Genomic DNA, 22,668 nt, shown 5'->3' on the forward strand with positions numbered 1-22,668 from the left:
AATAATTCATTATACCAAATTTACCATTAAAAATGGCAAAATATAACAGGACAATATATATATATATACCGGATACTGATTCTTTTGTCAAATAAAAATCGGCAAAAATAACCTCTATATTTTACTATTCACCCGTTCTTCGTATTTAGCATTCTCTGTTTTAAAGTTTCCAGTCCGAAGCGCCTTTGACTAATTTGTTCTGGATGACCATACCGACAAAGGTCGTGAATATCAGTATCGCAGGCATAAACCAGTTATATTCATTGACAAGCGAATATACGAAATTTCCATCTTCAGTCTGAAATCTTTCATACAAACGCGCCAGTGCGAGCAGCCCCATAATTATCAGCATTGCCCCGCCCAGGCTCGTAAAAAGCATAACGGAAATTCTGAAGACTATGAATGAAATCATTCCGCCCGCCACAACGCCTATTATAGCTCCCGCCCAGATATATTGCTGAGGCAGTCCGAGAGCATACCAGACGCAGCTTGTTATTATTCCGCCTGCCACTGCACCCAGCGCGCTTACCGCCCAGTGCATAAGCGGAACCGAAAGAACCGCCAGCAAAATAAGGCCTGTAATGCCGCCCCAGAGGATAGAGCCGATTCTTTCGCCGAGCTGCATACCGGCAAACAATCCTACCATTCCGAAGGAGACGACCGCAAGAACTTTAAAGATTCGCCAGCCGTATATGAGATAGACGGCGCCGAAAGAAACCGCTACGAGCGCTTCGAGCCAGCTCAGCTTGACTATCTGTTCCCATATTACATCCATCGGCATAATCTGAGTTTCACTCGTTTGGGCAAGTACAAAAAGCATATTCATTTTTTATCTCCGTCTTTCTTGTCCGGCATATTTTCTTTAGTCTGTTCCGCTACCGGCGGTGAAAGAACAAGCTGCACTATAGAACCAAAAGCTGCCATAACTGCCAGGACCATTATATAGAAATGACTTTTTTCCGCGATATAATTTACAGGTTTCGAACCCTTATAAAAAAGCAGCATAATCATTCCTGCGAAAATAACCGCTGAACCCAGCGAAGAAGAAACAACCGCGATAAATGTTCGCGGTATTATAAAGGCGGCGAAAGCCGCGGCGAGCATCACAAAGGCCGCCGATGCAAAAGCCCCTGCCGAAGACGATTTAATATCATCGAATATTTTAGCCATAACATATGAAGCCATTTGCCTTGTTATATCAGCCGCCTGCGGCGGACTTATAACGATATCCCGCTGTTCGTATTCCGGCCATCTCGGGCAGTAACGCTGCGACAAAATGTCTTCTTCCGTCGGTTCTTGTAAGCTGTTCAGATATTCGATATCGCTGTATTGTTTTGCTCTAAGATTTGTCGATATTACGACAAGGACAATAACAGCGGCCGCAGAGGCCCCGAAAATTCCCAGCATAACTTTTTCAATCAATGCTCCGATTACGGTTCCGATGAGTATCACAGCCAGGACAATTCCCGTACTATAACTGCCGATACTTACTGCCAGCGCAGCGAAAAATCCGCCCCCTGCCAGAGCGCCAAGTATTTTTCGCCATCGAAGTCCTGCCAGCCAGACACAAAGCCCCACTATGACTACAACGATTCCCGGGACAGTCAGAATTCGGCTGTCAAACTTTTCAGCAAGACTTTGGTAGTATTCAAGTGCTTCAAACATAATTACGGTATAGTTATTATCGGTTTTTGGGGTTTAAAGTCTTGAATTTAGGCAATTTCGGGGGAAAGGATAATTAAATGCGGATGAGAGGAGTCGAACCTCCAAGAGCGTAAGCTCACAGGTACCTGAAACCTGCGCGTCTGCCAATTCCGCCACATCCGCAAAGTTTATCCGTAATGCTGTAGCGGGAAACACTTTAGCAAATTAAGCGCTGCGGTCAAGCAAAATCACGCCTGCGGCGGCCTAAATGAATTTCTGGAGTATTTTTACCAGTTCTTTGACGTGCTCAACCGATACGGCAAGCTCGGTTTTCTCCTTTTCGTTAAGGTCAAGCTCGATGACTTTTTCGACTCCGCCGGCACCGAGAATCGCCGGAACACCGACAAAACAGCCGCCGACATTATACTCCTTATCGCAATAAGCACAGCAAGGCAGGACTGTCTTTTTATCGAGCAGAATAGCCTCGGCCATTTTGACCGCCCCTGCCGCCGGTGCGTAAAATGCGCTTGTGCCCATCAGATTGACGACTTCGATGCCGCCCATTCTTGCCCTCTGAACCATTGCCTCAATCGACTTCTCGTCAATAAGTTCGGTAATCGGTATTCCTGACACCGTAGTAAATCTCGCCAGCGGAACCATATCATCGCCGTGTCCGCCCATCAAAACACACTTAATATCATTAACGTTTACGCCGAGTTTTTCGGAAATGAAGTACGCGAATCTTGCAGTGTCCAGCGCCCCTGCCATTCCCATTATCTTATTCTTTTCAAAACCGCTTATCATCGCCGCGGCGTTTACCATCGCGTCAAGCGGATTGCAGACGACTATGATAAAACTGTTCGGCGAATATTTTACGATTTGCCCCGTTACGCTTTTGACAATCTCAGTATTTTTAGCCAGTAAATCGTCTCTGCTCATACCCGGCTTTCTCGGCATACCGCTTGTTATTATTACGACATCGCTTTCAGCCGTTTGTGCCCAGTCGGTTGTACCTGTAATTTTGCCGCCGTATCCGCACAGACTCGACGCCTGTGCCATATCGAGAGCCTTTCCTTCGGCAAGACCTTTGACAATATCAATAAGTACGATATCGCCAAGCTGCTGCTGTGCCGCCAAAAACGCCGTTGTCGCTCCGACATTGCCTGCGCCCGCTACGGTAATCTTTTTTTGTTTCACGTTTGCCTCCGTATTTAGCAGCCACCAAGGCACTAAGACACAAAGAAATAATACATTAAATAACTTCGTGCCTTTGCGTCTTCGCGACTACGGTTAAGAGTTCATCTTATCATACTTATTAGTTATTTCAACATTTACATGGTTTTAATTTTTACCACCGAGCCATCCGCCGTCGCTACGAGCTATGGCGGACAGGCAGAACTCACAGAGAATTCAGACACAGATAATTCTGGAAAAAGCTTGATTTGCTCCCGAAAGGTACTATGCTCGTATGAAGTATACTACATACGAGCATAGATACTAGTTAATTTTGATATAAGGCTAAAAATGAAGGAGTTGTTGTATGGATTTTAATAACTGGATAACGCAGCTTCGCAAGGGGCTGCTGGAAATGGTGACAATTAATGTTCTGCAGAACGGGAAAATTCATGGTTATGACATAGTACAGAAACTTAAGCAATTAGACGGCCTTAAAATCCGTGAAGGTAACATTTACAGGATTTTAGTAAGACTTAGAGTAGACGGGATTGTTAAAAGCAGCGATGCAGGCACTGAGGGCGGGCCACCAAGAATATATTTCGAACTGACAAAAGAGGGCCGAAATATTTTAGAGAAGATGAATGATCACTGGGATACCGTAAAAAAAAGCATTGAAACGGTACAAAAAAGAAAAATCAAATAAAAGCCAATAACAGATGCGGGATGAAATTACGATGAGAATCTGTAAAAAGATTAAATTATACCCACTATACTCGTATGCAGTATACTGCATACGAGTATAGTAGCTGAAGATTTTATATATATGGATTTAAGATTAAAAATTGCAAATTTAAGAAAAATAACGTCGCCGGCACGGCGACGGCTAAACACGATGAGATAGCCGAAGTGCACAGGGTAACCTCCGCCTATTTATTTCCAGAGGTAGCCTTCGTTTTTAAAAGTCCTCTTTTCGAGTATTCATAGATATTTTTAGACGTGCTATAATAGACGAATGCATTTGTGCAACCCTTGATTCAGACAAATCAAGGACTGACCCTATTTGTTTTATTGTCATTTCTTCATAATAATATAGGATAAGAATCTGCCGTTCGGCCTTGGTTAGGTCTTTAGTTAAAAAACTCTTAAGATCACGTTTTTGAGCTTCGACCATCGGATCTTTGTTTTTCTTGTCCTCTATGTCAATCTCGCAAATATCATTGTCGCCCTCAGCGTCAAAACTATTGATCAAAGGCACCATGCCAGCAGCAGTTGCATCCAACTGAAGACGATGAAACTCCTCTATGTCTATCTTAAGCTCTTTGGCGATTTCCTGTTCTGTTGGAAGTCTGCCGAGGTGTGCCTGAAGCGTTCTCATAGCATTTCCAAGCAGATGAGCACTGACCCTTGTGCTGCGCGGAACCCAATCCATACCCCGCAGTTCATCGAGAATAGCTCCCCTTATACGCGGTGTACAATAAGTTGCGAACTTTACTCCCCGTTTGGGGTTGAAAGCATCAATTGCGTCCATCAAGCCAAATATTCCAGCGCTAACAAGGTCATCGATTTCAACTTTATCCGGCAATTTGACATACATACGTTCCGCCGTGTACTTGACCAGCGGTAGATAATGTTCCATCAGTTTGTTGCGTAGCTCTTCAGACCGTTCCTTAAAGAATTTTTCCCATACTTTTTCTATTGAATCAAGTTGGTCTGCCGTGCAGTTTAGGGCTTCCTCACTCTTTGCCTTAATTTCTCGTATAAGTAAAGGATTCGTTTCATACTTTGATGGACCAGGGATAATACCAAGTCGCCGGGCAAATTGTCTTCCATCTGGTGATAGCACCCAACCTTTATCTCGTTTTCTGACTAATCCATGCCCTTCTATTAATGCAAGCAGTTCTTCTCCCACTTCAATTGTTGGTTTTTGGTCCATACAAACATCAGCAAACCATCTACACAAAGAAAGATCGCTAAGTATAAGCGCTTCTAAACCATATTTATCATAAGTATCTAAACTGGGAAATTTTGTTTCCATGGCTAAGTAATTGCTCCCTTAAGAAGATTTCTTACATATACTTTCCTTCTTAATTTTTGCGTTATATCTTCTGCTTTTTTTACTATTTTATCGGGAAGATCATTAACATTATAAAGTTGCACATCAGAAACTTTCCTCATTCTTTCCCAATCTTGCCCAGTAAGTGATTCTTTGATTTTTGAATACATCTCTTCTTCTACAAAGATAATTGCTTTCTGTGCGAAACAAGGATTATCTATCATGTCATTCATTAATATATCTCGTTCACTTTGAGTTCCTCTTGTTCTATAAATCATTATAATGACATGCGCCTCTTGGGCTTGCATCACAATTTCTGCTAAAAGCTCATCACTCCATGCTCCACTTTGTATGCTCAACTCTTCTGGAAAAAATGCGCCATGTCCTAAAGCTTGGAGTTTATCTCGAATATTGCATCTGGTTTCGTATTCAATTGTACCATCATTACTTGGTCCCAGAATTAAAATGCGCAACGGATATGTCTCTCCTTCTCTTCTCCTTTGATTGAGTGTAGACCAGATGTTTTCTAAATATTTGCTTTGATCTTGCATATAAAAGTAATAAGGGACGGTTACCTGTTTTTCTTTTTCTCTTATGGCTTTCAGTTGCCTTCTCAGGGCATCTCGACAAATTATAGCCATAAAAATCGTGAAATCAAAGGGGAAAAGAAATCCGGGGTTATTTTTTTTCATTTTGCTCTGCGATAAGGCCTTTTGCGGTTTGGTCGTCCAATTGCAGCTTCGGTTTAACGCTTTTAATTCGTTTTTTAACCTGTTTTATATGCTCGGCAGGAGGAATACTCTCCGGCATAGTTCCGCCGATACGCTTTATCGCATCCCGCACTTCCCTGCCAACATTTTTGTGCGTTAAAATCGCTTTTCCTGACTGCTTACTTTCTCCTTTTGCAGTTTTTCACGGGTCTGAGTCATTCTAAACTGGTTGGCGGCTAATTCAGTTGTGTTCATCCTGTCCATCAGGTTTTCTTTTTTATCAATCCCCTTAGATTTCTTGATGTCCTCAACACCTTTGCCGGCGTAGAGGCCTTTATAACCCGCATCGTGAAAAACGCCGAACATTTTATTCTGAACGCCTGCGTTTCGAGCTGCGCCGGACAATGCCCTGAATTCTTCGGACACCTGCTTTCTTATTTCCAGTCTTTCCATATCGGCGGTCAGAATGTCCGAAACTTCCTGTCTGCGGGTTTGAACGGCAAAGTATTTCTGGGCGGCGGCAATTTCCTCTTTGCGAGGGTCGCCGTTTTGGGCGATAAGATAACAGGCAAATCTGGAAAGGTGGTAATCAGCAACTTCCTGAACAGCCCCTTTTCCGCCCACGATCGGTTTGCCAGCGCCGGCAAAGTGATAATCGGGCTCATTTCCTGATTGACGGCAGGACATAATCGCTCTTTTTATGGCACCTTCAAACCGCCGCCATTGGGCATAGCCCAGCGAAGGCTGTAATTCTCTTGCGCTCCAGTATTCGGCGCCGAATTGATTGATTTTCTTTAGTTCCTCAAAGGATTTATGGCCATTTACCGGCAAATTATTATTCATAATATTTTCCTCTATATCCTAAAACAATGTTTTCATACCGCGGCAAATTATAGCGTTAAAACTCGTGAAATCAAAGGGGTTAAAAGTATGAAAAGTAAGAAAAGCGTGAAAAGTGAGAAAGAAATAGACCCTTCGACAAGCTCAGGGTGACTCTTTTTTTACGAAAAAAGTGTCAATTATCGGTTTACCGGCGCCGGCAAAGTGATGGTTTGATTAAGCAAAAAGGAACCTGCCGAGTAAATCGGCAGGCTTTTGGAAAATCGAAAAAGACGAACCCTGCCAAAGTGTTGGCAGGGCTAACCGATTTAATCATAATTTTTTTTATAAAAAAATGGGTTTTTATTTGACTTTTATTAGAAATATGGTAAAATACCCATATAGTTAGGCGAAAAGTTAATATTTCACGTAACTCCTTATTTTTACGTAGAATAAGCGAATAATCGCATTCCAGATTATTCCATTCCTGAATTTAAATCCGCAATTTTTTCAAGAGGAATCACTCCGTTGATAGAAAAATACTAAATCCAAATCACGCCGAAGGCGGACAAGTATCTAAATTTGAAACAACTTCAAATAACAAAAATTAACCAAACAAAAGCTCTGCCATTTATGGCAGAGCCAACCCCCCCGGCACCCGCCTTCGATAAATCTACGGACGGACAGGCAGGTCCGGGGGCTAAATAAAGCATGATTAAGAAACACGATTATTTAATAAGAAAAGTGGCGGGACGAGAAGTCAAACTCGATGCGGAAGATTTCTATAATCGGAAAATTCTAAACTCCACCCTTCTAATCACCGAGACAGGACGAGTAAATGTTCGAAACAGAAAGACAAGGAAAATCACTTCTCTGGCAAGAGTTATTCTTAACCCCCCAAAAGGACAAGTAGTTGACCATAAAAACAGAAACCCCCTCGATAACCGCAAATGCAATTTGCGAATCGTAACCAATCGACAAAATATGCTAAACCGCATACTGGAAAATTCAACAGGGTTTATAGGCGTCAGTATAAAAAGAACAAAAACAAAGAACAATGAACCAGTTTACTACGCCAGATATTCGAACGGAAGTAAAATGGTAAGTTTCCGCAGCCCATTAACGAGAAACGGACTGATACTTGCCGCGATGGCGAGAGACAAATTCATAATACTAAACAGCGATGAAGAATACGCCCCACTGAACTTTCCAATATTCAAGAAAGAGCCATTTAAAAGTATTTTATTGAAAAGCGATTTGCAGGCAATGAAAAGAATTTAGCCACTAAGACACCAAGACACAAAGATTATAATATAATTCAAAAAACTTAGCGCCTTTGTGTCTTCGTGGCTACTGCTTGGAATTTATCTCTTCACTTTTTGTTATCAGTTCTTCATCTATTTCCGTGGGGATATTATCTTCGGTTATCACCGAAAAAACAAGAACAAACGGCCTGCACATTTTGCCTGAAGCGCTGCGAAGGGCCGGTTTTAAATTTTTTGCGTCTTTTACGGCATCCCCGCCGTTAAAGGCAATCGCATAAACTTTACCCGGCTCCAGCGCAACCGGCAGCGTCCACTGTTTCCCTGACGAATCGAAAGACGGCGCACCTGTCGCCTGCGGCAATGCCCCCGGCGAAAACGAAGAATAAAACCAGCTCGACGTATCCATCGGTTCGCTGAATGTAATTGTTATTTTGTCGAATTCGAAGTCAACATCTTCAGTAAACATTTCCGGCTCTGAGCCGGTAATCGTAGGTATTTCAGCCGGCTTGTCTGCCCTGCGTTTCGCTGAGCCGGAACGAATGTCCTGAACCATTTTAAGCGACCGCAGTGCGGCGATTCGCTGCGATGGGAAATTCGCCAGCACATATTCGAACTGCTCGATGGCATCATTGCTGTCGCCAATCTCGAAAAGACACATACCCTTGCGGTAATGGGCATGGGCAAGATATTTCGGCCCGGCTTGGCCATCTGCGATTATTTTCGAATAGATTTCAGAGGCCGAGGCGTATTCGGACTTGGCTTCCAATGCGAGCCCCCTGCGTAATCGCACACTTATATCATCATAACCCACTTTGTACTTCGGCAGTGCCTTTAGCGGCTTATCAGTGTTTTCATTCGGCCCGGATTCAGTTTGGCTTTCTCTCTCCGTCGATTCGAGTCTTTCCATAATACGGAGGTATTCTTTTTGCGCATTGGTTTTTTCTTTTTCATAATCGAAAAGGTATTCATTACTGTCGGAAAAATACACCTTCAGCGGCTCCCAGTTGTCCAGCCACAGGGGCAGCAATTCATTATTCAGAAATTCCACACGATTATATTGCTGTCTTTCAACCAGTTCGTACTGTCTTTGCTGCCTGATGGATTCAAGTAAATACAGCATCTGTTTTCCATCAAGAACATACTGAACGGCCCGCTGGTCAATTTCATTAAAACCTTTAAATTTCTCTACGTCCGCAGGCAGATATAGAATTATACTCACCCTCAGTCCATCAAGAATTTTTTCCACGGCCTGGCAAAAAAGCTCATATCGCACGGCGGAATGCCGCCTTTGTATATCTGTAGTTATATCATTCGCCTCTGTTTTGAGCGATTTTAGTTCCAAAAGGCAAAGCTGTTTTTCATTCCTCTGGTAAAAAGCCTTAAGATTGCCCTTCATATTCCCAAGACAGATGGTAACGTCATCAATGGATTTGAAATACGCCTGTGCCCTGAAGTAAAATTTATCATTGCCGACTACGCGCCAATCCACGTTCTTCCACGCGTCAATTCCCTCCGATTTGAGCAATGTATTTTTTATGTCTTCAATAAAGCCGCGAAAAGACTGTGAAACATCCGGCTCCTCTTTCAGGCTGCATGGGTCATAGAGTCCTTCGAACATTATTTTTCCGGAACCGTTCGGATTCAGGGACACTACCGCCTGGCCGCGAATGCAGCCGGCAAAGAAAATCAGCGGCAATAACAAAAATAACAAATATTTTGTTTGTTTCATCTGCTTTCAATCTCAAAAAATGCCCATAACTTCACAATTTTTCGTTCTCTGTTACAGAGTCTAACGCAGTGATGAATTTTTCTCAACTTTTTTGAGACATACTTTATAACTCTTTTTAACTACTTTATCCAAAGCAGGTAATAACACTTACAAAATAAACACTAACTATACCGGATATTTCATATAACAATATTAACCCTCTGCAAACACAGGATTTTTAGATATATTTTCACAATTTTTTTTTAAATCTTGACAAAAACAAGGTCCGATAGTTAAATTAGGAGGAAAAGGTAACTTAGGAGGCACCGAATATGGATATTCTTGAGAGGAATTAAGGTATGGATACGACTAAAGAGCTTTTTACAACAGGCGAGGCGGCAGATCTCTGCAGCTTGAGCCAACAGACAATCATTCGCTGTTTCGATTCGGGAAGGCTGCGGGGATTTCGCATACCCGGCTCCAAGTTTCGCAAAATTCCGCGAGACAGTCTCCTGAAGTTTATGAAAGAAAATAATATCCCGATGCTGAACATGCAATCGGGCAAGAAGCGTCTGCTTATCGTTGACGACGATGCTGAAATTGTCGAACTGATGACAGACGTATTCGCCAGAGACGGCAGGTTTGACATCCGGACCGCGTCCACCGGTTACGATGCCGGCATTATGACTCAGAAGTTCAGGCCCGACCTTATCCTGCTCGATTATATGCTGCCGGACGTAAACGGCAATATCGTCTGCAAAACGATAAAACAAGACCCTGAATTTGCCAGTACAAGAATAATTATAATCAGCGGCGTCATAAACCAAACCGAAATCGACGACCTTATGAAGGCCGGCGCTGAGGCATTTGTCAAAAAACCTTTCAATATAACGGAGCTTATTGACAGGATAGCTGCTGTTCTTGAATTATAATTCATACAGCGATAGGAAGAAGAACAATTAATGACGAGTCTTTTATCAAATGTCTCCGCACGGAGCGCTGCATTTGCTCTGTACCAGCTCGATTTGCCTGCCGTTAATCCCGACAGTATAGCCCGCTGTGTAAAATCCATAATAAGCGACAAGTCGGACCTTTGCAATCTGCTGGAAACGGACCCTGCCGCGGCGATTGTATTCATCGACCTTTGCAGACAAAATAATATCGAGTTGGCGTTCGATACTCTGAATTTCAGGCAAAGCGTAAGTAAAGTCCCAACCCAAAAACTTCTTAAGACATTTCTCAGCCTTAAAACCTTCGACCTTGAAAATCAGCACACCCAGCTCCCGATAGCCGAGATGAACGGTTTTTCGGCAGCGAGGGCTTTTGCGGCAAGACTTATCGCGGCAAAAACAGGACAGGCTCCCGAAAAACTTTCGTTTTTCGCCGGTCTTTTCGCCGATATCGGTCTGCTTGCGATTGCGGAACTTTATCCCAAAAGTCTTGTAATGATGCTCGAAGAGTCGCGAGGAGATAATTCCGCTCTTTTACGGCTCGAAAAGGAAAATCTCGGCATAACCCATAACGTACTTTCCCGCCGGCTTGCCCATAAATGGCTGCTGCCAACCGCTATTGCCGATTCCGCGTGGCTCTATTGTACCGATGCGGCCGATGGGGCTGACAATATTCCGGGCATCGAAATTATTCAGACCGTTCGACTGGCGGATATGCTGGTTAAAAGTATCACCTCCGGCGGCGAATCACCGGCAATCCCGGCAAAAGTTTCTATAACCGTTCAGGACGTAAATGAAATAACAGATAAACTGAAAAGTTTTATTGCTGAAATGAATGTTAAGGCGGCAGAACCGCAAAAATTTGATACGGAAACCGCCAAACAGGTCTGTATGCCCCTGCTCGAAAACTCATGGGAGCGGAAATTTTCAGATTTCCTGTCGGCGATGTCGGCTTCATTGAACCCCGCTTCATCGGCAATCGATGCCGCGGGAACAATTTGCCGTCTGATATGCAGAATTTTAAACGCGGAGAAAGCTTGCATATATCTTCTCCCGCAAGATTATAAACAATATGAAACCGCTACGGCGGCAGGCGATACATTACAGTTTTCAACCGTTGCTAATCCGTCATCGGCTTCTGATATGGGTTTCGACCCGCAAAATACAGAACATACAAAACTGCAAATCGGCAAATATACTATCGGCGAAATGTTTTTACAAATTAAGAACGCCGGCTCACTGCCGGAAGTTTCTGTCATAGCCTCGTTTGTCTCGCAGTTAATCGCCGTAAAGCTTGCCGGCGAGCACGACCAGTCGATAGCTCAGGCAGTTATCGATAATTTTGCCCAGACGCCGAAAGAACAGCCACCGCAACTATCTCAGCCGGCCGCAGATGTACGCGAAACAATAGCCGAGATTGCAGCCGGCGCCGCACATGAATTGAATAATCCGCTGGCCGTTATATCCGGCAGAGCGCAACTGCTTATGGAAAGTGAAACTGACGAGACGAAGAAACTCATCATGCGTCAAATCGTCGAAAAGACCGGCGATGCTTATGAAATGGTCGGCCAGCTTATGAGTTATGCCCGCCCCGCCAAGCCGCAAATCAGGACGGTTTCGCCATTTATAATGGTCAATAATTGCCTCGAAAAAGCAAACGCCCGTTATCTCTCCGAGCCGATAGATGTAACTGTCGAAAACATCGAAAACCTGAGCGATATTGAAGTCGATCCCGAACAGATTGCCGAGGCGATTGCCCAGATAATTTATAACGCGCTTGAATCCTATGAAAGCGGCAACGGCCCCGTTCGAATTATCGGCAGTGAGCAGCCGCAGAGCGACACTATCGAAATTGTCATCAAAGACCAGGGCTGCGGCATGAGCGAGGAAACCCTGCGCAAAGCCGCCGAACCATTTTTCTCCGATAAAGCCGCCGGCAGGCAGCGCGGCATGGGTCTGGCCCTTGCGTCAAGTCTGTTGAAGAATAACGGCTGCACTATATCAATCCAGAGCCAGCCCGACAAAGGCACAACAGTAACAATCCTACTGCCAAAAACAAACAAGTCCGAATAAACCTTTAGCCACTAAGGCATCCGCCGTCGCTAAAAGCTATGGCGGGACAGGCAAAGACACAAAAAGAATTCTTAATTTTTAATTTTGAGTTTTTAATTGAGGAGTTCGCTTAACGGCGAGACCTTGTTTTTATACTTTGAAATCACGGATAGCTATGCCACAAGTTACGCGAATAATAATAGTTTCACGATTTGATAATTACCAAACGGGTGTCAATAATCTGGATTCCCACTCCCTAAGGGATAAATTTCGCGGGAATGACTGACGAGATTCCTCGACTGCGCTCGGAATGACGAACCCCGCACCAATTCACGGCAGTGGCCTAATCGATGTGGGACAAGCCCTGTTGAAAAACTGAGAGAGAAAACCCGCCGTGAAACGGCGGGCTAAACACGGGGAAATCATCCCCCACCATAGGTCGAGCAAGTCCGAAAATTCCTGACCGGCCTAATCCGTTCTTTTCCCGGAACACAAAAAACCATTACTGACGCCTGCAAATCTGTTCATTATTGGACGTTTGAATATTCTGCCAAAATGACTCCGGTATCTTAAACCCGCCTTTTTATTATGCCGAAATGCATAATGTATCCCGTTAGAAATCACATCGCTAAGGGTTGCAATAGAAAAGAAGATTTCTAACGGGATAAAGACAACTGCTTTTGGAGATATTCTGTTGAAGGAAGAAAAAAACTTAAGATTACGCCGGCTTGTCAGGAAGCTCAATCAAATCAGAAGAGCCCAGAAACAACAGATTGATATTCTCTGCAACGATATTCTGACGGCACACGGCGATTTTATAAATCATCTGAAAAATTTCAGGTTTGCCGCCGATTTTTATGAAAGTATTCTCGGCATAAACGACCCCGACCTTTTCGCAAAAACCGTCGGCGAATTTTTCACGAATAATCTTAACGGCACAAACACAGCGGCCGTATTTATGGCGAGCGGCCGGCCGCAGGTTCATATTTACGCGACAGACCCGAACATCGAGGAAATACCTTCTCAAATCGGTCCATACCTGTCGGCAAGAATGGTACAACTGGTTTGTCAAAGCGGAAAAATATGCACGGCCGACGACCTTTGCACGATGGGATTCTTCGCGGGCCCTGCGGTTTTGAAAAAGATTTCTCTTGCAGCCATCGGTCTGAATAAATCCGGCCCGGCTCTGGGAATGCTGATTATTTACCGTTCCGCCGAGCAGCCTTTAAGTCAATCCGAACTGGCACAGGTATCTTCAGTAGTTGGCGGACTTTCCACGGCGTTAAAAAATATGCAAAACAGCGACGCCGCCTGCGACAATTACGCATAAATAGCATTTAGTCAAACTGCTCAAATCCTGACGACTATTTTCATCCAGAATTCACCTATAAAAGCTTTGCATCCAAGCCGGCAGATAGTAATATCGAAAAATAAATGGCAATTCAGGGAAATTTTTGTATTATTGTGTATTGAAAGTCTTGAAACTCGAATAGCACGTTATCCCAATAAATTATAGTGTTGCGATTGCATCCAACAAAACTGGAGACTATATGGATAATGGCAATCCTGCAAAATTTATCTGTTCCGCCTGTGGGCGGAAATATACATGGAAGTTGGAGTTGGCGGGGAGGCGAGCCAGGTGCAAGTGCGGTACCATCATTCAAGTGCCTCTGGATCCCCCGGTCGTGAAAAATGACTGTATCCCTTTTAGTGCCAGAGAGAAATCTCTATATCAAATGCAACCGTCGGCCATTGGCCAGAATCAGACAGGTTCACTTCAGTCCCAGACAATGCAATCGCAGGCGAACTCATCCAGTACAGACTGGGAAGTGATGCTCAGCACCGGGGAGCGGCTCTTGCTCAACGAAAAAGACGCAGTGCCTTTACTCCGCCATCATCTGCTGATGGGCAAGGCGAAACTGAGTAATCGCTGCCGACTGCACAAGCCTGTCACGAAGACTGCGGATTCCGAGGAAGAATCTCAACAGCATAAGACACCCACTGAATGGAAGCCACTGCAGGAATACGCCGACCATGAGTTTAACCTGTGTATATTATACAACCCCGCTAAAGCATGGGCAGATTGCGGCGCCATGATATCATTTTTCGTGATGATTGTGCCTGTGGCAACTGTCTGTAATGCATTCTTTCTAGTCCTATATGGTGTTGAAACTGGTGCCGCCATTTTCTGGGGGGCACTCTTGTTTGTCTCGACACCCACTGTTATCGGATTTCCCATCGTAGCTATCCTGATTGCCAAAACCTACAGTATCAGTGCCTTTTGGATAGTCATGCTCACCCCCCCGATATTATTATTTGTTAGCGTGCCTATTGCTTCTGCTCCAGGCTATATCATCGGTTGGGTTCTTGGCCTGACTCGTCCGAAACTGCTGGAGTAGATGGCAAAATTTTCAGGAACAGATGCTACCTACCTTATTATAAATTTCCCTTTATCGTAAATAACTTCGCCGTCGGCAAGTATTTGGCCGTCTTTCATATCCGCCAGTAAATCCCAGTGCACCGCCGATTCGTTTAGTCCGCCTGTTTCCGGGTACGCGGCGCCGATGGCCATATGAATCGTTCCGCCCATTTTCTCGTCGAAGAGCATATTCTTCGTGAATTTGTTGACTCTTTCGTTATTTCCGATTGCCACTTCGCCGAATCTTCTTGCGCCGGGAATTTCGAGAACTTTATCCAAAAGCTCCTGCCCTTTTCCGGCTTTGGCGTTTACAACCTGGCCGTCTTTAATCTCGAGCGTTATGTCCTCTATCTCCTGGTCCATAAAAATTCCCGGATAGGAAAACCGAACCTTGCCGTTTACCGAATCTTCCACCGGCCCGGTAAAGACTTCGCCGCTCGGCATATTGTTTTTGCCGGACGAATTAATCCATGTTCTGCCGTCCGTTCTGAATTTGACGTCGATATTGCTTCCCTGTAATGTATTTCTTTTTTACTGTTGAGCAAATCCACGATTTTCTGCTGGTCTTTCTCTAACTTGTTCCAGCAGCCGATAGGGTCGTTTTCATACAGGAAGCAGCAGTTATAAACAAAATCGGCGTATTCGCTTCGGCTCATTCCGCATTCCTGGGCCTCGGCGTTTGTCGGAAAGACGCACAGCGTCCACCGCAGTTGTTTCGCAGCCGCCCTTTCCATAAATAATTTATTCAAATCCGCCCTTGCGGCGTTGGATTTTTGTTTTTTCTCGGCCGGGGTGTTCTGCAGTTCCTTGACATTGAACGGCGCAAGAACGTGCAGAACCGCATCATAATTTTCATAAACATATTTACTCAGCGGGGAAACATATTCGAGCTGGCTGTCGGATGCGTTGTCGTAGAAGATTTTTTCCGCTCCGTTGAGTGCGATTTTAAACTCCGGATGAGCCCCAACCGCCAGTGCCTGCGCGTAAACTTCCTTAAGCAGTTCTTCAGCAAGGTAAGTGGAACTGATAAGCAGTTTATCGCCCTTTTTCAGTTCAAGCGAATATTCGACCAGCAGTTTCGCGTACTTTTTAATAATATCGTTCGCTGTCATAGAATTTTATCCTTGTAAAAACGGTAATTACATAGAGAATATTACTCTATCCCTGTCATTTTCGACTTCGGCGACTTCATCGCCTTCGCTCGAAATGACAATACAATGAGAATATAGCGTTTTAAAGGTTTATTTCAATATGATAAATATTTTTACAAATTCTTTCGGCACAGCTTTCGAGGCGGTTTTCCAGATTTTGCTAATCGCTATCGTTGCCGGGGTACTTATCAGAAAGCACATCCTGACGCAGGACCAGCTGAAAGCCATTTCCGCGATAGGCGTTCGGGTATTGCTGCCCTGCCTGATATTTTCGAATATTATTAAGAATTTCGACCCGGCCGGCTTCAAAATCTGGCCTTTGGTTCCGCTTGCGGCGGTTTTAATGGTCGGCTTCGGCCTTTTGTTTTCCGCGATTCTATTTTGGCCGAATTTAAAAGAGAAAAAATATCTCTTCGCTCCGGCCGCTTTGCAGAACGCCGGCTATTTAATCCTGCCGCTCGGCAAAATACTCTACCCGGACCATTTCGACGAATTCGCGATGTATTGTTTTCTTTACATCCTCGGCATCAGTCCCCTTTTATGGTCGCTCGGCAAATATCTCGTGAGTTCGCAGCCCGACGAAAAACCGACAATTCAAGGGCTTTTCACTCCTCCGTTTGTCGCCAACATTGCTGCGATTGCGATTGTACTTCTCAAATTGAAATTTCTTATTCCTTCTGCGGCTCTTAACGCCGCCGACCTTCTCGGCACGGCAGCAGTTCCGATAGCCACTTTCATTTTGGGCGCGGTGCTCGGCAGTATTTCATTCAGCATAAAATCTTATGTCACAGATACGATGAAGGTTCTTATTATCCGGCTGATTCTTATTCCGATTGTTACCATTGTGATTCTTCTGCTGACCGGACTTTACAAAAACTATCCGCTTTTGTGCAATCTGCTCGTGCTTCAGTCGTCCTCGTCTCCTGCCACGGCGCTGATTTTACAGGTCAAGCACTATGGCGGTAAAGAACAGGAGCTTGGCTCGATTTTAATGTTATCTTATATCGCCTGTATAGTAACGATTCCATTCTGGCTGGCAGTCTGGATGGCGATAACGGTATAAATTTGAACCACGAATTAACACGAATTAGAAAATATTCAATACACCGTTTCACGGCAGGATATTGCCTTGCTCCCTGTAACTACACCTTCTTGTATTTTTTTTTACTTAACTTCGAATGCCTATATTTTTATCGTCTATCGTTATTTACCTCATTCTATTAAGTAATCTGCTTTAGTCTGCCGGCAAATCAAGGAAACAACCTCTACTAAAAATTATACAACAGGAAATCCTTTCAACAAGTAAAAAACCGCCGGTAAAACCGGCGGCTAAATATTTGGATTCCCGCCTTCGCGGGAATGACATGTTTATGTATATTCGTGTTCATTCGTGGTTCATTATTTTTGCGTCTTAGAACCTTCGCGGCTAATATTTTTCCGGCCAGATTGGGGTAAATTTTGTTCTCGTTCTTTCGCCGAGGATCATTCTTTCCGCTTCGCTTCGCCATTTATTGTAATGTGCAGTCTGCTTATGATGCACGACGCCGGTTTCGTCCGTGTATGCCTCGACAAGAACGAAATGAGTAGGATTTTCGGATTGCTGGAGAACGTCGAAGCGTTTTATCCCCAGTTCTTTTACACTGTTTTGCGCATTTTCAATACATATCTGCTTAAACTCTTCGATATACTCCGGCCTGACCTGGATATTTATGTGAACTACAAACATAATTTCACTTCCATATAGTAATTGTTGAATTTCTCTTTGCGTCACTTATATAAGGAATATCTTCATCTTCGCCCGGCATTTGGGGCAGTCTCGGCCGGTCGATGTCTTTGACAAGGTCGGCTATTTTTATCATTTGTCCGGTCGCCATGGATTTGTTGGCGGCAACGCCTGTAAGTATCGAATAAGCTCCCTGCGAAAAATCCGCCGCTCTCATAAGCGTATCGCTGGGGTCAGGCGTGCCGAAAATATCGTTTAGCATTACGGCATCGCCGCCTCCGTGTTCGCCTTTGCCTGTTTTGACCTCGATATTATACGCGGTCTGGAAATGCGGGAAAAATTTTATGTATGTGTTCTCCGCGACAAGCGCACCCTGAATGCTGCCGTCGCCGTTGATATATGACGATTCCTGGCAGCCGTGTTCGAGTCTGCCCTTTGTGCCGTTGAACGCGATTTTATAACCTTCGTAAGGCATAAATGAATTAAGGCTGTAACTCATAATCGCACCGGAGGTATACTGAACGACAACGTTCATCGTGTCTTCGATATCTATATCGTTTCTGAATACACATCTGTCCCTGAAATATCCATCGTATTTTTCATTGTCGGCGTAGAGCGATTTGAGCGCCTTAAAATCCTTCATATTCATATAGAAATTGCATTTTGACGCGACCGGACAATCGCTGCATCTGTCCGAATGATTTTCGAGGCCGTATCGCTTTGCCTGTTTTGCGTTGTAAAATGCCCTTGTCCCTCGCGCGAACACAAATTCCGGCACGGAGCTTAGCCACCAGTTTACAAGGTCGAAATGGTGCGTAGCCTTGTGAACCATCAGCCCGCCGGAGTTGCTTTTATTACTGTGCCATCTCCTGTAATAGTCGGCGCCGTGATTGGTATCGAGAAGCCACTGAAAATCAACGCTGATGATTTTGCCGATGAGTCCGCCTGTCAGCAGTTCCTTGATTTGTGTTCTCGGTGGAGAATAACGGTAGTTGAAAGTAACCCTGACGTTTTTGCCGCTCTGGTTCACAGCGTCGATGATTTTTTGGCACTTGACCTCATCGATAGTCATCGGCTTTTCAGTGATGACATCACATCCTGCTTTGAGACTTCGGCAGATATATTCATCGTGCGTACTGTCTTTTGTGGTAACGATTACGCAGTCCGGCTTTTTCTCGGCGAGCATTTTATCGAAATCTTTTGCTTCGTAGCCGGCGATATCAGGCAAAAATTCTTTTAGTTTATTTACCGCCAGGTTCAATCTGCCGATGTTGCTGTCGCAGACGGCGAGCAGTTTTGCCGTTTTCTTAAAATCCTTCGTCAGGGCGATGGTGAACATATCCGACCTGCCGCCCATTCCTATCTCTGCGTATGTTCTGACCATTGTTTATTTTCCAAAACTAATCTTTGATTTGTACCGGTAAATTTTATAACATAAAATTGGTACAATAAAAAGACCATTTTGACGAATTTTAGGTTGCAATTTTGGGCCAAATAAGTTTAATACATACTTTAAATTACGTTTAATAATAGGAGTGTAAAATGTCGTATCTTGATAAGAAATATGGACTTACAGGTAAAACAGCTATTATAACCGGCGGCGGCGGAACGCTGTGCAGCGCCATTGCCGAGGGCTTTGCCCTTGCCGGCGCAAATATTATTCTTTGGGATATTAATCCTGCAGGTTTGAAAGCCAAATCTGAAGTCATTGCCAAATCCTGCGGCGATAAATCCAGAGTCTCTACGGTTGAAGTTAACCTGATGGACGAGAACTCGATTGCGCAGGCACTGGAAAAATCCGTAAAAATTTATGGCTCGGTCGAGATACTTTTAAATGGCGCCGGCGGCAACCGCGGCAAAGGCCCGCTTATCGACGTTAAGGCTGAAGATTTTGATTTTGTTTTGAAATTGAATCTCCTTGCCGGCTGTATCCTGCCAACAAAGCACATTGCAAAATACTGGATAGACAACAAAATAAAAGGCAACATTATCAATATCGCCTCGATGGCAGGCTTCAATCCTCTTTCCGGAATATGGGCATATTCGTCAGCCAAGGCCGCGGTGATGAATCAGACGATGGGCCACGCAAAGGAACTGGCCAAATACGGCATAAGAGTCAACGCGATTGCTCCGGGCTTTTTCGTCGCAGACCAGAACAGGAAACTTTTATTGAACGATGACGGCACGCCGACACAGAGAGGCAAAGACGTTCTGGCGAAAACCCCGATGGGCGGATTCGGTCTGCCGGAATATCTTACGGGTTCCACGATATTTCTCGCTTCTGACGCTGCGCAGTTTGTTACGGGAGTTACGCTGCCGATTGACGGCGGTTATTTGTGTGACAATATCTGATTTCAGGCTTTCGGGAGCTGCTGAGTTTTCAAAAAGTTTGTCCGGTTCTCCGGCAGGAGGAGTTTTTCCATTCTTTGCGGATGGGTCGCATAACTTAAGGCGTCGCTTCTTTCGATAAAGCCTTTGAAATACAATTCCGCGATGCTCGTATCCATTTCCTGCATACCGAGTTTTCGCGATGTGGCGATAATATTGGATATTTCGTGAATTCTGTTTTCCCTGATGCAGTTTCTCACTGCCGAGTTGCATATAAGAATCTCGACTGCGGGCACCATTCCCGGTTTGTCGATTCTTTTGAAAAGCGTTTGTGAAATAACCGCCTGCAGTGTATTCGAGAGCATAGCACGAATCTGATTTTGCTGGGCGGCAGGATAGATATCTATTATACGCTCTACCGTTTGGGCAGCGTTTATGGTATGCAGTGTGCTGAAAACCAAATGCCCCGTCTCGGCGGCGGTCATCGTTGCGCTTGTCGTTTCGAGGTCCCGCATTTCTCCGACAAGTATCACTTCCGGGTCCTGCCTGAGCGCGTGTTTGAGTCCCGAAGCGAAGTCCGGACAATCGGAGCCTATTTCCCGCTGTTCAATCATCGACATATTATTTTCGAACGCGTATTCGACCGGGTCTTCGAGAGTTATTATTCTTTTTCGGGATGTATTATTAATCAGGCCTATCATAGCGGCAAGCGTAGTACTTTTTCCGCTTCCGGTATGGCCCGTAACAAGAACCAGTCCCCTCGGCAGTACAGCGAGTTCCTCGGCGATTTTCGGCAGATTCAACTGATTCAAATCCGGTATTTGATTTGGAATAAGCCTGAACGAAATAGCAATGGTATTATTTTGATAATGCGCGTTTACCCTGAACCTGTTTCCGTCATCGAGAGTTGTGGAAAAATCGCAATCGCGTTTTACCTCGAAGGTTTCAAATCTTTTCGGGCCTATCATACCAAGCAGCATATCCGCGGCCTGTTCGGCCCTGACCGGTACGGTTTCCATCGTGACGAGTTCGGTATTAACTCTTATCACAGGAGGCAGGCCGACATTAATATGTAAATCGCTCGCCTGCGCCGCCACGGCGGCAGCAAGCAATTGTTTAATGTCCATTTTTTCGATTAGCGCGGTGTCCATTATACTGTTTTATCGACAGAATTGCGGTGCGACTTATGCCGGCGGATTTATGGATATTTGCTGCTTGTGACGATATTTTTTCGGACGAAACCGATAATATCCTCTCAATACACAAAAACTTATCAGGATGCCTGTGATGCCGTTTACGAATATACGGTGGATATCGAGCTTGGCATACCATATATGTTCCCCTGTATTTTTCCGTATGCCTGAATCGACAACAAGATATCGACAGGGAAACCCGAAATGCCATCTTATGCCTTCAAAAAAATCCGGCGGCGTCCGCGATACTGTTTCGTCTGGTTTGGGAGCATTCAATGAACGAAACCGCACATATCTCAAATGATGAGAGTCTATTTCATCCAGCCTGGCAGTCCACAAATTTTCAATAGAAAAAGCAACACGGCCTTCTCTGCCTGGAATACTAATGAGAATTGCTATGAATATCAGATTTAATGCGGTTATTTGTAAAACAGTTTTCAAGTGCCAAAATTCCTAAATATGTATTATTCGGCTTTTAGTTGCCTTGTCATCAGGTCGCCTATCGCAGCCGGGACGCTCTTGCCATCGAATAGTATTTGATAAACCGCTTCCGTTATGGGCATATCTATTCTGTATTTCCGTGCCATGTCCATAACCGATTTGCACGTAGCGGCGCCTTCGACAACGGACTGGGTCGCTTCGGCCGACTCTTTAACGGTTGCACCTTTTCCGATTCTCTGTCCGAAGCTTCTGTTTCGTCCCATCGGCGATATGCACGTTGTTACAAGGTCTCCAAGTCCGCTCAGGCCCGCGAACGTTTGTTCTCTGGCGCCGAGCGCAACTCCCAGTCTTGTAATTTCCGCAAGCCCCCTGCAAAGCAGAGCCGCCTTTGCGTTGTCTCCTATTTTTATTCCATCGACTATGCCTGCCGCGATAGCTATGACATTTTTCATCGCACCGGCAAGCTCAACGCCGATGACATCGCTGTTTCGATAGACCCTTAAGTATGACGTATTAAAAATTTCCTGTACCGTCCCTGCCAGTCTTTCGTCTTTGGATGACGCCGTTGCCGTCGCCGGCAGTTTTTTCGCGATTTCTTCGGCGATAGTCGGCCCCGACAGTACTACGACTTTTATTTTTTCTCCGAGTACACTTGTGATTATCTGGCTCGGCCGAAGCAGCGTATCATTTTCGATTCCTTTTGTAACTGAAACAATCGGCACTGCCGTATTTACGTATTGTTTAAGCCGCTGCCAGACCGGCCGCATATACTGGCATGGAACTGCCGAGATTATCAGGTCGGTGTTTTTAAGTATTTCGCCGTCCCGCGGCTCGAAAATCAAACTGTCCGGAAGTTTATAGCCCGGCAGGAATTTGAAATTTTCCTGTTTTTCTTTTATCTGCGAAAGCTGTTTTTCGTCATAGCCCCACATACGGACGTCAAGCCCCTTTTCGCAGAGCAGCATCGCGCAAACACTGCCCATCGCCCCATCGCCTATTATGGATATATTTTTCATCATTAGTATTTAACCAGAGA

21 protein-coding genes, 1 tRNA gene and 1 pseudogene are annotated in these 22,668 nt (G+C 44.7%); 8 read left to right on the plus strand and 15 right to left on the minus strand.

The annotated features are described in order from the left end of the window. Nucleotides 1–160: 160 nt before the first annotated feature. From WC496_02910 to mdh, 4 genes are all read right to left on the minus strand, one after another. Nucleotides 161–826 carry a hypothetical protein gene (locus WC496_02910; protein MFA5291965.1) on the minus strand — a complete coding sequence of 222 codons (666 nt, stop codon included), beginning with the start codon at nucleotides 824–826 and terminating at the stop codon, nucleotides 161–163. Then, on the minus strand, nucleotides 823–1,665 hold the full coding sequence (locus tag WC496_02915; GenBank protein MFA5291966.1) for a hypothetical protein: 843 nt from the start codon (nucleotides 1,663–1,665) through the stop codon (nucleotides 823–825). Before WC496_02915 ends, WC496_02910 begins: the two co-directional genes overlap by 4 nt. Before the next feature lie 78 nt (nucleotides 1,666–1,743). Further along, nucleotides 1,744–1,827: transfer RNA gene (locus WC496_02920), tRNA-Leu, on the minus strand. 81 nt (nucleotides 1,828–1,908) lie between these two features. Continuing rightward, the gene (mdh, locus tag WC496_02925) at nucleotides 1,909–2,841 is read right to left on the minus strand and encodes a malate dehydrogenase (GenBank protein MFA5291967.1); all 933 of its coding nucleotides are present in this window, start codon (nucleotides 2,839–2,841) and stop codon (nucleotides 1,909–1,911) included. A gap of 343 nt (nucleotides 2,842–3,184) precedes the next feature. Between mdh and WC496_02930 the strand changes: the two genes are divergently transcribed. Further along, on the plus strand, nucleotides 3,185–3,523 hold the full coding sequence (locus WC496_02930) for a PadR family transcriptional regulator (GenBank protein ID MFA5291968.1): 339 nt from the start codon (nucleotides 3,185–3,187) through the stop codon (nucleotides 3,521–3,523). A gap of 252 nt (nucleotides 3,524–3,775) precedes the next feature. Here WC496_02930 and WC496_02935 read toward each other — a convergent pair whose 3' ends face one another. From WC496_02935 to dinD, 4 genes are read right to left on the minus strand one after another with little or no spacing between them, the layout of a single operon-like run. Continuing rightward, nucleotides 3,776–4,855, minus strand: coding sequence for a FliA/WhiG family RNA polymerase sigma factor (locus WC496_02935; GenBank protein MFA5291969.1), 1,080 nt, complete (start codon nucleotides 4,853–4,855; stop codon nucleotides 3,776–3,778). A gap of 2 nt (nucleotides 4,856–4,857) precedes the next feature. Then, nucleotides 4,858–5,565 (minus strand): hypothetical protein, encoded by a 708-nt coding sequence (locus tag WC496_02940; protein ID MFA5291970.1) that lies wholly within the window; start codon nucleotides 5,563–5,565, stop codon nucleotides 4,858–4,860. Beyond that, on the minus strand, nucleotides 5,552–5,716 hold the full coding sequence (locus WC496_02945; GenBank protein MFA5291971.1) for a hypothetical protein: 165 nt from the start codon (nucleotides 5,714–5,716) through the stop codon (nucleotides 5,552–5,554). The genes WC496_02940 and WC496_02945 overlap by 14 nt, the downstream gene beginning before the upstream one ends. Nucleotides 5,717–5,739: 23 nt before the next feature. Beyond that, the gene (gene dinD, locus WC496_02950) at nucleotides 5,740–6,426 is read right to left on the minus strand and encodes a DNA damage-inducible protein D (protein MFA5291972.1); all 687 of its coding nucleotides are present in this window, start codon (nucleotides 6,424–6,426) and stop codon (nucleotides 5,740–5,742) included. 687 nt (nucleotides 6,427–7,113) lie between these two features. On the opposite strand from dinD, the gene WC496_02955 reads away from it, so the two are divergent. Then, nucleotides 7,114–7,683, plus strand: coding sequence for an HNH endonuclease signature motif containing protein (locus WC496_02955; GenBank protein MFA5291973.1), 570 nt, complete (start codon nucleotides 7,114–7,116; stop codon nucleotides 7,681–7,683). Between the two features lie 69 nt (nucleotides 7,684–7,752). Here WC496_02955 and WC496_02960 read toward each other — a convergent pair whose 3' ends face one another. Next, on the minus strand, nucleotides 7,753–9,396 hold the full coding sequence (locus tag WC496_02960) for an Ig-like domain-containing protein (protein ID MFA5291974.1): 1,644 nt from the start codon (nucleotides 9,394–9,396) through the stop codon (nucleotides 7,753–7,755). A gap of 338 nt (nucleotides 9,397–9,734) precedes the next feature. Here WC496_02960 and WC496_02965 point away from each other — a divergent pair, with 338 nt between their 5' ends. The 4 genes from WC496_02965 to WC496_02980 all read left to right on the plus strand — a co-directional run bounded on the left by WC496_02965 (nucleotide 9,735) and on the right by WC496_02980 (nucleotide 14,776). Then, a complete protein-coding gene (locus tag WC496_02965; GenBank protein MFA5291975.1) occupies nucleotides 9,735–10,307 on the plus strand; it encodes a response regulator in 573 nt (190 codons plus the stop codon). Between the two features lie 30 nt (nucleotides 10,308–10,337). After that, nucleotides 10,338–12,398 carry an ATP-binding protein gene (locus tag WC496_02970; GenBank protein MFA5291976.1) on the plus strand — a complete coding sequence of 687 codons (2,061 nt, stop codon included), beginning with the start codon at nucleotides 10,338–10,340 and terminating at the stop codon, nucleotides 12,396–12,398. 673 nt (nucleotides 12,399–13,071) lie between these two features. Then, the gene (locus tag WC496_02975) at nucleotides 13,072–13,707 is read left to right on the plus strand and encodes a hypothetical protein (protein ID MFA5291977.1); all 636 of its coding nucleotides are present in this window, start codon (nucleotides 13,072–13,074) and stop codon (nucleotides 13,705–13,707) included. A 220-nt stretch (nucleotides 13,708–13,927) separates the two neighbouring features. Then, nucleotides 13,928–14,776: a hypothetical protein gene (locus WC496_02980; GenBank protein MFA5291978.1), complete on the plus strand. Its 849-nt coding sequence runs from the start codon at nucleotides 13,928–13,930 to the stop codon at nucleotides 14,774–14,776. Between the two features lie 29 nt (nucleotides 14,777–14,805). On the opposite strand, the pseudogene WC496_02985 reads toward WC496_02980, so the two are convergent. Continuing rightward, nucleotides 14,806–15,908: pseudogene (locus WC496_02985) on the minus strand (aminopeptidase). A 139-nt stretch (nucleotides 15,909–16,047) separates the two neighbouring features. Between WC496_02985 and WC496_02990 the strand changes: the two are divergent. Continuing rightward, nucleotides 16,048–17,010, plus strand: coding sequence for an AEC family transporter (locus WC496_02990; protein ID MFA5291979.1), 963 nt, complete (start codon nucleotides 16,048–16,050; stop codon nucleotides 17,008–17,010). Between the two features lie 363 nt (nucleotides 17,011–17,373). Here WC496_02990 and WC496_02995 read toward each other — a convergent pair whose 3' ends face one another. Together WC496_02995 and WC496_03000 are read right to left on the minus strand one after the other, a co-directional pair. Beyond that, nucleotides 17,374–17,673, minus strand: a complete 300-nt coding sequence (locus tag WC496_02995; GenBank protein ID MFA5291980.1) for an antibiotic biosynthesis monooxygenase — start codon at nucleotides 17,671–17,673, stop codon at nucleotides 17,374–17,376. A gap of 4 nt (nucleotides 17,674–17,677) precedes the next feature. Beyond that, entirely contained in the window at nucleotides 17,678–19,054 is a 1,377-nt protein-coding gene (locus WC496_03000) for a Gfo/Idh/MocA family oxidoreductase (GenBank protein ID MFA5291981.1), read from the minus strand. A gap of 158 nt (nucleotides 19,055–19,212) precedes the next feature. Between WC496_03000 and WC496_03005 the strand changes: the two genes are divergently transcribed. Further along, the gene (locus WC496_03005; protein MFA5291982.1) at nucleotides 19,213–20,022 is read left to right on the plus strand and encodes an SDR family oxidoreductase; all 810 of its coding nucleotides are present in this window, start codon (nucleotides 19,213–19,215) and stop codon (nucleotides 20,020–20,022) included. A 2-nt stretch (nucleotides 20,023–20,024) separates the two neighbouring features. Here WC496_03005 and WC496_03010 read toward each other — a convergent pair whose 3' ends face one another. The 3 genes from WC496_03010 to WC496_03020 are packed head-to-tail and all read right to left on the minus strand — an operon-like array spanning nucleotide 20,025 to nucleotide 22,651. Next, nucleotides 20,025–21,149: a PilT/PilU family type 4a pilus ATPase gene (locus WC496_03010; protein ID MFA5291983.1), complete on the minus strand. Its 1,125-nt coding sequence runs from the start codon at nucleotides 21,147–21,149 to the stop codon at nucleotides 20,025–20,027. A gap of 33 nt (nucleotides 21,150–21,182) precedes the next feature. Then, the gene (locus tag WC496_03015; protein ID MFA5291984.1) at nucleotides 21,183–21,632 is read right to left on the minus strand and encodes a hypothetical protein; all 450 of its coding nucleotides are present in this window, start codon (nucleotides 21,630–21,632) and stop codon (nucleotides 21,183–21,185) included. A gap of 23 nt (nucleotides 21,633–21,655) precedes the next feature. Beyond that, complete coding sequence (locus WC496_03020; GenBank protein MFA5291985.1) at nucleotides 21,656–22,651, minus strand: NAD(P)H-dependent glycerol-3-phosphate dehydrogenase; 996 nt, start codon at nucleotides 22,649–22,651, stop codon at nucleotides 21,656–21,658. Nucleotides 22,652–22,668: the final 17 nt, after the last annotated feature.

This window comes from Phycisphaerae bacterium (assembly GCA_041652575.1).
Classification (GTDB): domain Bacteria; phylum Planctomycetota; class Phycisphaerae; order Sedimentisphaerales; family UBA12454; genus UBA12454.

Excerpts from the sequence above, each read along its gene's own strand:
- WC496_02910 (MFA5291965.1), bottom strand. The coding sequence starts at position 826 with ATGAATATGCTTTTTGTACTTGCCCAAACGAGTGAAACTCAGATTATG.
- WC496_02935 (MFA5291969.1), bottom strand. The coding sequence starts at position 4,855 with ATGGAAACAAAATTTCCCAGTTTAGATACTTATGATAAATATGGTTTA.
- WC496_02955 (MFA5291973.1), top strand. The coding sequence starts at position 7,114 with ATGATTAAGAAACACGATTATTTAATAAGAAAAGTGGCGGGACGAGAA.
- WC496_02965 (MFA5291975.1), top strand. The coding sequence starts at position 9,735 with ATGGATACGACTAAAGAGCTTTTTACAACAGGCGAGGCGGCAGATCTC.
- WC496_03010 (MFA5291983.1), bottom strand. The coding sequence starts at position 21,149 with ATGGACACCGCGCTAATCGAAAAAATGGACATTAAACAATTGCTTGCT.
- WC496_02990 (MFA5291979.1), top strand. The coding sequence starts at position 16,048 with ATGATAAATATTTTTACAAATTCTTTCGGCACAGCTTTCGAGGCGGTT.
- WC496_03020 (MFA5291985.1), bottom strand. The coding sequence starts at position 22,651 with ATGATGAAAAATATATCCATAATAGGCGATGGGGCGATGGGCAGTGTT.
- WC496_02915 (MFA5291966.1), bottom strand. The coding sequence starts at position 1,665 with ATGTTTGAAGCACTTGAATACTACCAAAGTCTTGCTGAAAAGTTTGAC.
- WC496_02930 (MFA5291968.1), top strand. The coding sequence starts at position 3,185 with ATGGATTTTAATAACTGGATAACGCAGCTTCGCAAGGGGCTGCTGGAA.
- WC496_03000 (MFA5291981.1), bottom strand. The coding sequence starts at position 19,054 with ATGGTCAGAACATACGCAGAGATAGGAATGGGCGGCAGGTCGGATATG.
- WC496_02960 (MFA5291974.1), bottom strand. The coding sequence starts at position 9,396 with ATGAAACAAACAAAATATTTGTTATTTTTGTTATTGCCGCTGATTTTC.
- WC496_02970 (MFA5291976.1), top strand. The coding sequence starts at position 10,338 with ATGACGAGTCTTTTATCAAATGTCTCCGCACGGAGCGCTGCATTTGCT.
- dinD (MFA5291972.1), bottom strand. The coding sequence starts at position 6,426 with ATGAATAATAATTTGCCGGTAAATGGCCATAAATCCTTTGAGGAACTA.
- WC496_02940 (MFA5291970.1), bottom strand. The coding sequence starts at position 5,565 with ATGAAAAAAAATAACCCCGGATTTCTTTTCCCCTTTGATTTCACGATT.
- WC496_02995 (MFA5291980.1), bottom strand. The coding sequence starts at position 17,673 with ATGTTTGTAGTTCACATAAATATCCAGGTCAGGCCGGAGTATATCGAA.
- WC496_03005 (MFA5291982.1), top strand. The coding sequence starts at position 19,213 with ATGTCGTATCTTGATAAGAAATATGGACTTACAGGTAAAACAGCTATT.
- WC496_02980 (MFA5291978.1), top strand. The coding sequence starts at position 13,928 with ATGGATAATGGCAATCCTGCAAAATTTATCTGTTCCGCCTGTGGGCGG.